Origin of the sequence: Armatimonas sp. (genome assembly GCF_031410135.1) — a bacterium.
Taxonomy (GTDB): Bacteria; Armatimonadota; Armatimonadia; order Armatimonadales; family Armatimonadaceae; genus Armatimonas.
The window spans coordinates 1-12,684 of the sequence record NZ_JANNYP010000744.1 but is presented as its reverse complement, the minus strand read 5'-3'; the positions used below and the strand labels follow the sequence as shown (position 1 = coordinate 12,684).

Genomic DNA, 12,684 nt, shown 5'->3' with positions numbered 1-12,684 from the left:
GCCTGGAATGTTCGCACGGGGCGGCGTGGTGCTCGAAAAGCGGCGCGGCGTGGTGATCTCCAAAGATGCGCTGGTCAAGAGCGAAGATGGTGCATTTGCGGTCTATGTCGCCAAGGGCACTACTGCCGAGCAGCGCAAGGTGACGCTGGGGGTGACAACGGCGGAGACCGTGGAGATTCGAAGCGGCGTGAGCGCGGGCGAGCAAGTGATCGTGGTGGGACAGACGGCTCTGCGAGACGGAGCTGTCATTCGCGTGATCGCGGACGTGGCGAGGAACTAGACTATGTGGCTGACAAATCTTGCGATCAAGCGCCCGGTGGCGATCTTGATGCTGATCGGGGCGCTGATTGTGATGGGCTTGCAGGGCTTCTTCAAGATGCCCGCCGAGCAAGACCCGCGTGTGGACTTCCCGTTTGTGACCATCACTACGGTCTACCCCGGCGCAGGGCCGGGTGAGATCGAGACGCTCGTCACCAAGCCTATTGAGGATGCCGTCGGCTCGGTCAATGGTGTGAAGAACGTCACCAGTACCAGCCAGCAGGGCGTCTCCGTGGTGGCGATGGAGTTTCTTCTCACCACTAACGCCGATGTGGCCGCCGCCGATGTGCGTGGGAAAGTGGATGCCGTCCGTGCCCGCCTGCCACGAGAAGTAGATGCACCCACGATCCAGAAGTCCAATACCAGCGCCTCCCCGATTATCTACATGGCGATGCGCTCTAAGATCGGGCGTAGCAATAAAGAGATCCGCGATCTGGCCGACCGAGTGGTCAAAGACCAGCTGGGGCAGGTCTCGGGTGTGTCGTCGGTGATTGTGACGGGCGGCGACCGGCGCGAGCTGCGTGTGAGCCTCGATAAGAACCGCTTAGACGCCTACGGCCTGACGGTCTCGGAAGTGGCGAGCGCGGTCAAATCCCAGAACCTCAACGTGCCTTCGGGACGCGTCACGGAGGGAAATCGCGACTACTCGGTGCGCGTGATCGGTGAGTTTGCCAGCGCCGAGGAGCTGCGCGGCCTACGTCTGAGCTTTGGCGGACGCAATGGCTCCGCCGACCGCACGATTGCTCTGACAGATCTTGGTCAGGTCGAGGACACGATTGCCGAACGCACGGAGAACGCCTCGCTCTCCCAGCGCTCCGGTGCAGGCCCACTTCCCAGCTCCACCGACACCGTCTCCGTGGCCATTCAGAAGACCAGTGAAGGAAACACGGTAGACATCGCTCGGGGGGTGCGCAAGCAGATGCTCACGCTCGCCAAGCTACTCCCTGAAGATATTGAGTTCACCACAACGCAGGATAAGTCCGAGAGCACGGAGGAGAATCTGAAGGACGTGGAGATGACCCTGGTGATCGGCGCACTGCTTGCCGTTACCATCGTCTTCTTCTTCCTGCACAACTTTCGTGGGACGCTTATTGTCGCGCTCTCGATTCCGACGTCTATTATTGCGACGTTCTTGGTGATGTACAGCCTAGGCTTCACGCTCAACTCAATGACGCTTCTTGGCCTCTCGCTCGCCGTTGGAATCTTAGTAGACGACTCTATCGTGGTGATCGAGAATATCTACCGGCACCTAGCGCTCGGCGAGACGCCAGAAGAGGCATCGCGCAACGGACGCAACGAGATCGGCATGGCCGCTGTTACGATCACGCTCGTGGATGTCGTTGTCTTTGTGCCGGTGGCCTTTATGGGCGGCATCGTGGGCCAGTTCTTCCGTAGCTTCGGCCTGACGGTGGCGATTGCGACTCTTTTCTCGCTTTTAATGAGCTTCACCCTAGCCCCGATGCTGGCCTCGCGCTGGTACAAGAAAGGCGAGTACGCCGAGCCGCACAGCGGGTTCTTTGGCGCAATTAACCGCTTCTACACCCGATTAGAAAAATCCTACGAGCACTCCCTGACCTGGGCGCTGCGCCACCGTGGTTCGGTGGTCTTCATCGGCAACATGGCTCTGGTTCTGGTGATTCTGTGGATGGCCGCTGCCGGAAGCGGCGTCCCCGCGGCGATCAAGATGGCGATGCCCCTGGCGATGATCCAGCTTGTCATTGGTGCTGTTTTAGTTTTCGTCTCCAAGCTGCGTAAGCGCTTCACGATCGAGCCGCTGATCACCACGGCCATTGGTGCCGTGGCGACGGTGCTTGTCACGACTCTTGCCGGACAGGTCGGTAAGCCGCTGGGCTTCCGGTTCGCACCGGGACAAGACCAGGGCCAGGTCGCTCTCACCGTGGAGCTGCCCGCCGGGGCGAGCCTGGATGCGACCAGCAATGTCCTCAAGCAGATCGAGGAGAAGATCCACGACATTCCCGAGATCAAGTACATCGAGAACAGCGCGGGCTCTACCTCAACAGGCGGCTTTGGCGGCGGGAGCAACAACGGCACTAACTTCGCCCAGGTGCGCATCACGCTCACCGATGCGATGGGCACGCTGGATCAGCTCCAGCCCTGGAAAGACCACTCCGGGCTACGCACCCGGAGCGATGTGGACATTGCCGAGGTCGTGCGAGCGCGGATTAAGGATATTCCCGGTGCGGACATCAAGGCGGCGGAGGTCTCGGGCTTTAATGGAGCTGCGGCCCCCGTGCAGATCGAGATCGTCGGGCCGAGCATGGAGGAGAACGTCACCAACGCCCGGAAGGTGCGCGACATTCTTGCCAAGACGCCCGGCATTCTCACGCCTGATATCAGCTACAAGGCCACCAAGCCCGAGGTGCAAGTGGTGCTGGACCGTGAGCGCACGGCGCAGTTTGGCCTGAGCGTGCAGCAAGTGGCTCAGTCCCTGCGCGACGCTATCGAGGGCAATATAGACGCCAAGTTCCGCGACAACGGCGAGCAGTACGACATTCGTGTGCAGTACAGCCAGCTCAACCGCGCCTCGGTGGCGGACGTGGGCAGCGTGATCGTGGCCACAAAAAATGGTCAGCCGATCCGGGTAAGTGATCTCGCCCAGACCCTCGAAGGACGCGGCCCCACCAAGATTGACCGCAAGAACCGCCAGCGCCAGATCACGGTCACGGCGTATCTTGCACCGGGCCTCGTGATCGGCAACATGCAGCAGAAGATTGACCCGGAGATCAAGAAGCTGAACTTCGGGAAGGCCAAGTACCAGTGGGGCGGCGAGGCGAACACGCTGGCAGAAGAGGGCGTCTACATGGCGACCGCGCTGGGCCTGGCGATCACGCTGGTCTACATGCTGATGGCGGCGCTCTTCAACAATTTTCTTTACCCGCTGATCATCATGCTCTCGATCCCGCAGGCGCTCGTCGGCGGACTCTTAGGGCTGATCGTCACGGGCAAGCCGCTCTCGATTATCGCGATGATCGGGGTGATCATGCTGATGGGGCTGGTGACGAAAAATGCCATTCTCTTAGTGGACTTCACCAACACCCTTCGCGAGCGTGGCTACCGCCGAGAAGATGCGATCCGAGAAGCTGGTCCGACCCGTCTGCGCCCGATCATCATGACCACACTGGCACAGATCCTGGGCGCGATGCCCATTGCAATGGCACTGGGCCGTGGCTCGGAGTTCCGTCAGCCACTCGGGATCGTGGTCGTCGGTGGCCTCTGCCTCTCGGCGCTGCTCACGCTACTCGTGATTCCCTGTGTCTACACCGTCTTCGACGACATCGGTGAGGGCATCGGACGCCTGAAGAAGAAGATCACGGGGCGGTAGGTTTCCCCTCCGAGCCCTTCCCAGAGCATTGTGCTCTGGGAAGAGCTTTTTCTTGTAGAATGGTGTATGGACGTGGCCAAAAGTTATCTCTACTTCACGGGGCAGTTTTATCGTCGCAGCACAACGAAGCAGGCGACACTTGATGCGCTGGGGCCGTACCGGCTCTGGCGGATTCGCCCCGATGGAACGGGCCTCAAGGCGCTGACCGATAGCAAGCAAGATACGCTGATGACACCTCTGGGCACGGATCGAAATGGCGTCTATCTGGAGTATGGGAAGCGCTTTCGGAGGGGGAGTGTGCTCCACCACTTGTCCCTGCGCAACGGCACGCTGAAGCGTTGTGCAGAGTTGCAGGAATTCTCAGTAGGTCACTTCTCCCCCAACGGCCGCTTTGTGGTGAACACGAGAAATCTCTATGATCGCCAGACGGGAAAAACGAAAAAGTTCCCCGAAGAAATCATTGACTCTGCCTGGTCGCTTGATAGCAAGCGACTCTATCTGCTGGACTATGCGAGCCGTGTGACAATTCTAGAGCTTGCAACGGGCAAAGAGGCACCTGCGCCGGTTTTGTACAACTGTACCTGGCTTTCCGATGGCACTTTGGTGGGAGATAGCCAACAAGATTTTCAGGGGCAGTTCCCCTTTTTACGTATATGTCCCGGCTCAGCAAACCCAGAAAAATTGATGCTCAAGCCTCTTAAAGAGCAAGACTGGAGAGCGGGACTTACGTATCGTCGTTGCTGGCATCCTATTCCTGGCAAACCAGACTGCCTTCTCGCTGAGACTATGGGAAGCAGGTCAGATGGTGAGCACTACACCTGCGTGTTTGTGGATCTAAAGCGGCGTACCTGGAAACCTCTCTCACAAGGGCGGTTAGTGGGGATCAGCCCCGATGGCAAGCAGATCGCCACCGCCGAGGAGGAGTGGATTGGGGAATACAAGCGCGGCGGGCAGCGCTGTGGGGCACTGGAGATCATCACCCTTGCTACCGGAAGACGCCGCGCCATTACCACCAACCTTGTCTCCATCACCGGAGGGTTCTGGCAATAGAAAACCCCTCTTTCTAGCGAGGCACGAGCCGGGGAGATGGCCTCCTAAACCCACCCCTCCACTATCTCCAAAAACGCCTCTGGGGATTCGTCGTGGGGGAGGCCGCCGACGTTGTTGAGCACGACGAGCTGTGCATCCGGGCGGACGTCGAGAAACGCCTCGGACTGCGCAAGCGGGGTCTCGCTGGCAGCGGCACCCCAGAGCAGCTTCGGGGCTTCGGGGAGCGATGCAAGAGCGTCTGCGATATTACAGTTCAGGTAGCCTCCCAGAAAATAGGGGAGCACCCGGTCGCCGCCGGGCTGGTGGGCGGCGTGATGAAAGTGCGTGACCAGGGCATCGTCCACCGGCTCTGGCGACGCGTAGACGCGCATCTTTAAGTACTGGCGAAGGCCCATTCGGCTCGTGAGGAGGTTGTAGAGGCTCGCGCCCAGCACGGGCAAAGAAAGCGCGGTGGCAATGGCCTTCCCCGAGGGCTGGAGCGGTGCACTCAGCGCCTCTAGGCCCGTGGGACAGACCAGAATCAGCTTGTCCACTAGCTCCGGGCGACGCTGAGCTAGTGCGACGGCAAACGCGGCAGAGAGCGACGAAGCGATAATGTCGGTTTTCTGACCAATCGCCTGCTCGATAAAGTCGGCGATGAGGTCTAAGTACGTCTCGGCGGTGTAGGTGATCTTGGGCTTGTCGGACTTGCCAAAACCTAGCAGATCGGGGGCAAAGACCTGGCGCGTCTCCGAGAGCGGCCCAAAGACATGCCGCCACTCAAACGCCGAGCAGCCCGCACCGATGGCGTGTAGCAACAAGAGCGGCTTGCCCTCGCCCGCCACCTCGTAGGCGATATCGCCATCGGGGAGGGGGAGCCACTTGGCCTGTCCGCCGGTCTGTCGGTACATCAGCGGCGGCGTTTTCTGGAAGATCGCCGCGTTGATCATCGCCACGGTTCCCACCGCCACACCTGCCCACAGGAGCTTCTTGAGCATCCCACTGCCACTCTTTTGCGTCTCGTCGCTTGCCTCAGCCATACGGTTATGATACCGCCCCCCGCCGCCGATTGGAAATCGGCGTCTGCAATGGCGTTCCGCCGCAAAGCCCGTGCCGGGCTACAGAATTCGATTCCCAGCCCGGCACGGGCTTTGCGGCACACAGTGCCACTGATGACGCCCAATTCCATTGGGCAGTCACGTGTCACGGGCTTGTCGAAAACTCCCGCAGACACTCCGCCGCCACCTCGCGCAATCGCAGTGAACGCGCGTCATTGCTCAGCCGCCGCAGCACCGGCTGGACATTCCCATCCCGCGCCGATGTTAGAGCCAGCAAGATCACGATAGAGAGATCCAGTGACGTCTCGTGTTTCTCAGCTAGCGTCGCCAGCTCCGCCCGAAGCTCAAAGGGCAACGCAAAGGCCTCATCGCCTCCCATTGCAATGAGAATATGCGCCATCGTGTTGTCGCTGGCTTTTTGCAGATTTTTGGAGAGCTGTGGGCGCTCTCGAAGAAGTTTGGGCAGAAGTGCCGGATCGTGACAGCCCACCAAGTAGCGAGGAAGGAGAGACTCAATACGGGAAAGCCTTGTAGAGAGTGGTAGGAATCTCGCTCCCAAGAGGCCACCATCGCTAAGCATAATGACAAGGCAGGAACTTTGTAAAAATGAACCAAGATACTTTAAAAATTTCGGTTGCTCAGGGAGGCTAAAACCAACAATGCAACAAACTATTCCTATGAGAACACGTATAGTTCGGTAGCGGAATAGTCGCTGACGATCTTCTCGTCGCTGGTTCAGAAAAAAACAAATGATTTCTTCTTGTGTCAGGCTCTCCAAAACAGGATTGTTGTCTTTCCACTCTTTGCTCGCCATGCGCTCCGCGAGACGATTTTGCCAGTCTTCGGTTTGTGGGAGCGGCTTCTGTTGCTGCTGCATCACGGCGCACTCTCCAGCGATTTCAGACACTCCAAAGCGGCTTCGTGGAGGCGCTCGGTGGGGGCGAGGTGGGCGATCTCTTGGGCGAGAGGACGGATGGCGTGGTCGTGGAGAGTTCCCAGAGCGAGGAGGAGCGAGATGCGCAGATCATCTGGCGTTTCTAGGTCTCTCAGCCAGGCATGGAGCGGGGCGCGAGGAAGCTCGGCGAGCTCGGTGGGGCTGGCGTAGGCAAGCTTTTTCGCAAGGCGGGCCTGAGCAAGCCCGAGCAGGGGAGGCTGGGTTGAGGCAGGGAGTGCGGCAAGGACGGCGACGCGGTTGGTGAGAGACAGAGGAAGCGTATCGTCTTTGAGAAGCCCGAGGAGCTGGGCGTAGAGTTCAGCTTCTACTTTACTCTTAGCACTGGCGCGGGTGAGGAGCATCGGGAGCCAGAAAACGAGAAAAAAGACCAGGAAGACAACGAAAACGAGCTGACGGGGCCACAGCATAACCAGGAGAAGGAGCCCCGCGATGGCAACGATGCTCCCACGAAGCAGGCGGCTCTGTTGTGCGGGTCTCTGGCGCAGGTGGGCATAGCGCTGGGCGAGTGCGACGGGGGAGAGCGCTTCCTGCTGCTGGTGCATGGATAAATTGTACCGGCTAGAGGCGGCGGACGACGAGCCGGTAGAGCATCTTGGGGGTATTGCGCTGCTGGGAGTCGCCCACTTCTAGGAAGTAGGTACCGTCGCTCGGGGCGGTGAAGCTCAGGCGGCGGTCTACTTTGAGGCGGCCTGCGGAGAGGGTGAGCATGCGGCGCTGGGAGTCGCGCAGGCGGAGCAGGGGATCGAGGTCAGAGAGGGGGGAACGTGCGCCTGTGACGGTGATTTCTATCTTCTCACCACGCTTTAAGGCGAGCTGGTAGAGGTGCACCTGGTCGCTTTCGAGGTTGGTTTGGACGGAGAGCGAGGGGCTTGGCGCGAGCGGGAATGCTTGGTCGAAGCGGCTCAGGGGCTTCTTCACGGTCACTTCTTGCACGACGGCAGGCAAGACCGGGAGCTTTATCGTCGGGCTGTCTTTGGGATGCACCAGGGTGAGCTCAAACGACTCGGGCGGACAGTCGGCGGGCACGATTACTTCGACTGTTGCCGTGGTTGACTTGCTGTCGAGAAGCTTGGCTTGAAGCGGGCCTTTTACCGTGACGCCACTTGGGGCGAGGTTCTCCCCGGTGAGCGTGAGTTTGGTGGTCTGTCCCGCGACAAGACCGAAGACCGCGATCTCTTTGAGCGTGGGCTTATTTTGCACGGCTCTCGATGCTCCGCAGGAATTTTCGCGTTGTCAGGTCCCAGAGAAAGAGCTTGCCATCGAGGGTTCCGGCGATCAGGGTCTTGTCATCCGCGGTGGCGGCGAGGCTGGTGATCCAGTCGGTGGCATCGCCAAATTCCTGCTGGTAGTCGCGTCCATTGGCCGCAAAGACTTTGATTTTTCGCGAGGCCGAGACCCAAAAAAGGCGCTGGTTATCGGGGGAGAAGGCGCAGGCAGTGAGCACCTCTGGCTCGTATTGGGTGGCATCGGGGTTCTCAATGGGGCCGTCTTTGACGCTCCAGATGCGCACCGTCTTGTCCGCCGAGCCCGTCACTAGCCGCTTGCTGTCTGGTGAGAACGCGAGGCGCACAATCGCGTCTTGGTGGGCATTGAGCGCCGCTACCCGCACGCCATCTTTGGTGCGGTAGAGCTTGGCGGTTCTATCGGCGGATGCCGTCGCTAAGAACTCCCCCGACGGACTATACGCCACGGCGAGCACGGTATCGGCGTGGTCTTTCAGGAGGCGTAGCCGCTGCCCGGTTCCCACGCTCCAGAGCGCGGCGGTCTTATCGAGCGAGCCCGTCGCGATCTCGTCGGTGCCACTGCGCCACGCCACAGAGACGACAACATCCGTGTGCCCTGTCAGCTTCTTCTCTATTTTTCCGCTGGCTATGGCAAAGATCGCCACCTCGCCGCTCTCACCCGGAACCCCACCCGCCGCCGCGAGCCGCTGCCCGTTTGCTTCCCAGGACAGGCTCTGCACCTGATCTGCACATCCGGTAAGCGTGCGCTGTAGCTCGCCGGTCAGCGGGTCAAGCAAGCGCACCACCCGATAGCCACCCACCGCCAGTGTCTTGCCGTCGGGAGACAGGGCGAGAGCAGTGACGGGAGCAACTGCCACCCCCCTAACCCCCGTCGAACGGGGGGACAAAGAGGATGGTTCCTTATTTTCCCCCCGCCGGGCGGGGGCTAGGGGGGGAGTGGCCGCTACTAGGCTATCCACCTTGGCGCCCTCATCGATCCAGCGCTTGAAGACACCGAGCTGGACTTTATCGAGGGCACCGCTGGGAGGCATCTTGGGTTTGAGCTCGCCGTTGCAGTAGCGCAGGAGGTTGCTCTGGGCACCCTTGCCGGGAACGACGGCTGCGCCGCGTCGCCCCCCGGCAAGGAGCTTGGCGACCGAGTCCATCGAGTAGCCGCTGGCCGGGTTGGGGCCGGAGTGGCAGCCCATACAGCTTGGACGCAGGATCGGGAGCACATCGCGGCTAAAGACAATTGCCGGGGGCTTGGGCGGCTGTGTCATGCACCCGACCAGAGCTCTTTGACCGGCTGACACTCGGGCAAGATGGCGACCGGGCGTCCCGACGGTGAGACGATATGCTTCTCATAATCAATCCCGAGGGCGTGGTAGATCGTCGCTGCCACTTCCGTGGGGCGAATGGGGCGACTGACCGTGTACTCCCCGCGCTCGTCGGTCTCCCCGATGACCTGCCCGCCGCGCACCCCGGCACCGGCAAAGAGCATGCACCCCGCGTTGCCCCAGTGGTCTCGCCCGGCGTCTTTATTGAGCTTGCTGGTGCGCCCAAACTCCCCAAAGACGGCAACCAGCGTGTCTTTGAGCAGGCCGCGCTCGCTCATGTCCGAGAAAAACGCAGCGAGGGAGCGATCTAGATCGGGGAGGGCTTTGTCGCAGCCTTCGTAGATCTTGGCATGGTGGTCCCAGCCGCCCTGGTTGACCAAGACAAAGCGCGTGTTGGCCTCGACGAGCCGACGGGCCAGAAGCAGCTGGCGACCCCAGAAGTCCTTGCCGTACTTGGTCTGGGTCGCGTCGGACTCGGCCTTGAGATCGAAGGCTTTTCGCGCCTCGGGGGAGAGAATGAGCTGAGCGGCTTTCTGCTGAAACGCATCCATGCTGGTGAGCGCGTCGCTGTACTCGAATTTCTTTGCCACGTTATCGAGTGCTTGGCGCATGCTCTGGCGGCGGGTCAGGCGCTCCTCCGCGACACCGGGCAAGAGCGAGAGGTTCGGCACCTGCCAGCTGTTGTCTCCCACATTGCCCGCCTTGAACGACTCGTAGCGCTCCCCGAGCCAGGCGGCCTTCCCGAGCTCCCAGGTGAAGCTGGCGTTACGGGGGATGGCAACATGGGGCGGGAGCGTGCTCAGCGGAGCCAGCTCATGGGCACAGATCGCGCCTAAACTCGGGTAGTCGCCGCCCTGCATCAGGCCGTAGTTTCCCGTCAGCATCCACTGTGTCGCGGTCTCGTGGTGATCCGAGCCCGTTACTTGCCCTCGGCACAGTGCGTAGAGGTGCGTCAGCTTCGCCAGCTCAGTCATCTTGTCGGAGAACTTAATGCCCGCCAGCTTGGTCGGGATCACGCCGTACTTGCCGCGAATCTCCGCCGGAGCCTCGGGCTTGGGGTCAAACGAGTCGTGGTGGGTCAGCCCGCCGCCCAGATAGACCACGACCACGTTCTTTGCCAGCGGCTTTGTCGTCGCCGATGCCCCCGCGGCCTCCCGCGCCAGCAGCTCTGGCAAGCTCAGCCCCACGGCAGACAGAGCGCCTAGCCGCACAAAATCCCGCCGCGTCATTCCATCGCAGCGTGCATACTCTCGACCCGCATTGACATCCAGCATCGTTGTTACCTCTAAACTAGCACCCAGGAATGGCTTCGCGAAGAAGCTCAATCCCTGTCACCCGATCCCGCCGGAAGCGGAAGCGGCTGATATACTCCGCACCTTTTTCGTGACTACCTTGTACGTGATGGTACGACCAGACGGTTTCGTCCGCGTGCTGTAGGCTCCCACCTTTCCTGGTTGGCTTTCCCATCTTGCGGAACACCTGCTCTGGCCGATCCCCAATCTTAACACCACGCCCCGTTTCCAGCGATAGAGGCTTCCTGGGAAATACCTGTGAACGAGTCCAGGCTGGCCCAAAACGCTTCGCCACCTCGGTCAGGTTTGGGTACAGGCTCACTGATTTATGAGCGCCGTCGCATTCCCCCATCCGTACAAGAATATAGCCTGTGCGTGGGTCTTGTAGAAGGACTCTCCGATCCTTCTCCACGGTGTAGCCCGCCAATAGATATTCAATAGGTGCATTCATTTTTTATCTATCTTTGCCTCTCAGTGTCTAGATATTAGCGAGTGACTCCGCCACGCGCCACGTTCCATTCTCTAGTAGAATTTTTTCTAGTTCCGCCGAAATTCGCTTCTCACGCCAGAGTGCTCGATAGAAATCCTCACATCCGGAGTCGGCGAACCAGCCTGCCATGTACGACCAGGCGATTTCCTTCAGGTCGTAGGTGGGTGGCTCCGTTCGCGAGCGAAGCCAAGCACTGACCTCTGCGCTTCTTTCGGGGTAAGCACGGTGAATTGCCAGACTTACCATTCGCTCCAGCGTCTGCTGGTTGGGGACACCCTCTTGTGCCTCGCCACTTGCTTCCCAGCGCACCAGAGAGAGCCGCATCGCTCCTTCTTCGAGAACAATGTCGCCTTCGGGAGTGAGCTTGGCCGTGATATTAAGACGCTCCGCAAGTCGTAGAAGCGCGATGGGCTGCATCCCGCCTTCCTCGCCCGCCTGAGTATCTGTGTCCCGGTTGACAATCAGGTGCTGAATGGGGCGCACTTCTCGTTGGAGTAAGCGCGTCTCGACGGCGGGGAGGAGATTGGGAACCCCATCTACAGGGACAATACTCACCACGCCCCCGTCAGGTGTCACTCCAACGTACTCTCCTGGGGATTTCCTGTGCCCTGGCAGGCTATGCTCTTTGGAAAATTTACAGCCGAGCTTCTCCAGCAGGCCATACCAAAAAGCCCGGTCATGGTAGCCCTCGCAGAGAATCTGCCTCGTGAGACTCACCGTAAATCTGCTCCGATCTGATGCCGTTCAATCTCAACATTCTTGCCCGGAATCCGCGCCGAACATAGCTTGCCGTTATCCAGCTTAACCATGAAGACACTTAGCTTATCCAGATCATCTGGTTCTGTTGCGGCATCCAAAAGGGCGTCAATCAGCTCTAAACTATGTGTCGTAAGAATGACTTGATTCTCTTTTCGCACCGAAGCAAAGATAGCTTTTGCAATCTGTCGAATGGTTGCAGGGTGCTGGTGCGCCTCAGGTTCTTCAATTAACGCCAATCCTTGGCTGAGTTGGATTTCCATTGCCATACGAACAAGAGCATGAATTCCATCACCTGCCAAACTGACAGGGACGCTGCCTAGTGTGCCAGTGAAAACAACATTGACAACAGGCATGAATCCTTTTTCATTATTTTCGGTTAATATTTCGATATTATTAAAATTAGAAATAATTTCACCCAGAAGAGAATTTATAAAGTCACGACCTCCAATTTTAGCAATTTCTGAATAGAGTTCATATAGTGGCTTTTGCTTGATTTTACAATCATATGAAATCATTACATCTTCTGGTAAGTATTCTGATTCATCAGGAATTCTGTCTTCCAATGCTAAATGCTCCAGAACTTCTTCTGGGAGATCAGGGCCATTCTTATGGAGAAAATTAAATTCTAAACTTCCATTTTCTTTATTCGTACTTATATCAACCCTATTAAACCATTTTTGATTGTTCGTTATTTTGTCAATATGATTAGTATATACTAATATTTTAGCTTTATTTTGGCGATTTCTTCGGATAACCCAACGATCCTGATTATGATCCCCTTGGCGGCGATTTTTTACAATTTCTATAGACCTGTTTGTATCAACACTGGCACCAAGTAGAATCGCATCTAGGATTGTGCTTTTACCGGAGCCGTTGGGGC

The 12,684-nt window shown here is 58.8% G+C and carries 11 protein-coding genes and 1 pseudogene; 3 read left to right on the top strand and 9 right to left on the bottom strand.

Annotated elements, in window-relative coordinates; translation table 11 throughout:
- The 3 genes and pseudogenes from RMO15_RS27220 to RMO15_RS27210 all read left to right on the top strand — a co-directional run.
- Positions 1–280, top strand: a pseudogene (locus RMO15_RS27220) (efflux RND transporter periplasmic adaptor subunit); the annotation flags it as partial.
- 3 nt (positions 281–283) lie between these two features.
- Positions 284–3,661 carry an efflux RND transporter permease subunit gene (locus RMO15_RS27215; protein WP_309720271.1) on the top strand — a complete coding sequence of 1,126 codons (3,378 nt, stop codon included), beginning with the start codon at positions 284–286 and terminating at the stop codon, positions 3,659–3,661.
- 66 nt (positions 3,662–3,727) lie between these two features.
- The gene (locus tag RMO15_RS27210; RefSeq protein ID WP_309720268.1) at positions 3,728–4,711 is read left to right on the top strand and encodes a hypothetical protein; all 984 of its coding nucleotides are present in this window, start codon (positions 3,728–3,730) and stop codon (positions 4,709–4,711) included.
- Between the two features lie 44 nt (positions 4,712–4,755).
- Here RMO15_RS27210 and RMO15_RS27205 read toward each other — a convergent pair whose 3' ends face one another.
- From RMO15_RS27205 to RMO15_RS27165, 9 genes are all read right to left on the bottom strand, one after another.
- Positions 4,756–5,730: an alpha/beta fold hydrolase gene (locus RMO15_RS27205; protein ID WP_309720265.1), complete on the bottom strand. Its 975-nt coding sequence runs from the start codon at positions 5,728–5,730 to the stop codon at positions 4,756–4,758.
- 163 nt (positions 5,731–5,893) lie between these two features.
- Positions 5,894–6,625, bottom strand: coding sequence for a hypothetical protein (locus RMO15_RS27200; protein WP_309720263.1), 732 nt, complete (start codon positions 6,623–6,625; stop codon positions 5,894–5,896).
- Positions 6,625–7,245, bottom strand: a complete 621-nt coding sequence (locus RMO15_RS27195) for a hypothetical protein (protein WP_309720260.1) — start codon at positions 7,243–7,245, stop codon at positions 6,625–6,627. The genes RMO15_RS27200 and RMO15_RS27195 overlap by 1 nt, the downstream gene beginning before the upstream one ends.
- A 16-nt stretch (positions 7,246–7,261) precedes the next feature.
- Complete coding sequence (locus tag RMO15_RS27190; protein ID WP_309720257.1) at positions 7,262–7,903, bottom strand: PPC domain-containing protein; 642 nt, start codon at positions 7,901–7,903, stop codon at positions 7,262–7,264.
- Complete coding sequence (locus RMO15_RS27185) at positions 7,893–9,206, bottom strand: c-type cytochrome domain-containing protein (RefSeq protein WP_309720254.1); 1,314 nt, start codon at positions 9,204–9,206, stop codon at positions 7,893–7,895. Before RMO15_RS27185 ends, RMO15_RS27190 begins: the two co-directional genes overlap by 11 nt.
- A complete protein-coding gene (locus tag RMO15_RS27180; protein WP_309720251.1) occupies positions 9,203–10,537 on the bottom strand; it encodes a DUF1501 domain-containing protein in 1,335 nt (444 codons plus the stop codon). Before RMO15_RS27180 ends, RMO15_RS27185 begins: the two co-directional genes overlap by 4 nt.
- A gap of 16 nt (positions 10,538–10,553) precedes the next feature.
- Positions 10,554–11,006: a hypothetical protein gene (locus RMO15_RS27175; RefSeq protein WP_309720248.1), complete on the bottom strand. Its 453-nt coding sequence runs from the start codon at positions 11,004–11,006 to the stop codon at positions 10,554–10,556.
- A 27-nt stretch (positions 11,007–11,033) separates the two neighbouring features.
- Positions 11,034–11,762 carry a hypothetical protein gene (locus tag RMO15_RS27170; RefSeq protein ID WP_309720245.1) on the bottom strand — a complete coding sequence of 243 codons (729 nt, stop codon included), beginning with the start codon at positions 11,760–11,762 and terminating at the stop codon, positions 11,034–11,036.
- On the bottom strand, positions 11,759–12,684 hold a 926-nt coding region (locus RMO15_RS27165), incomplete at its 5' end, for an ATP-binding protein (RefSeq protein WP_309720243.1). The genes RMO15_RS27165 and RMO15_RS27170, both read right to left, overlap by 4 nt.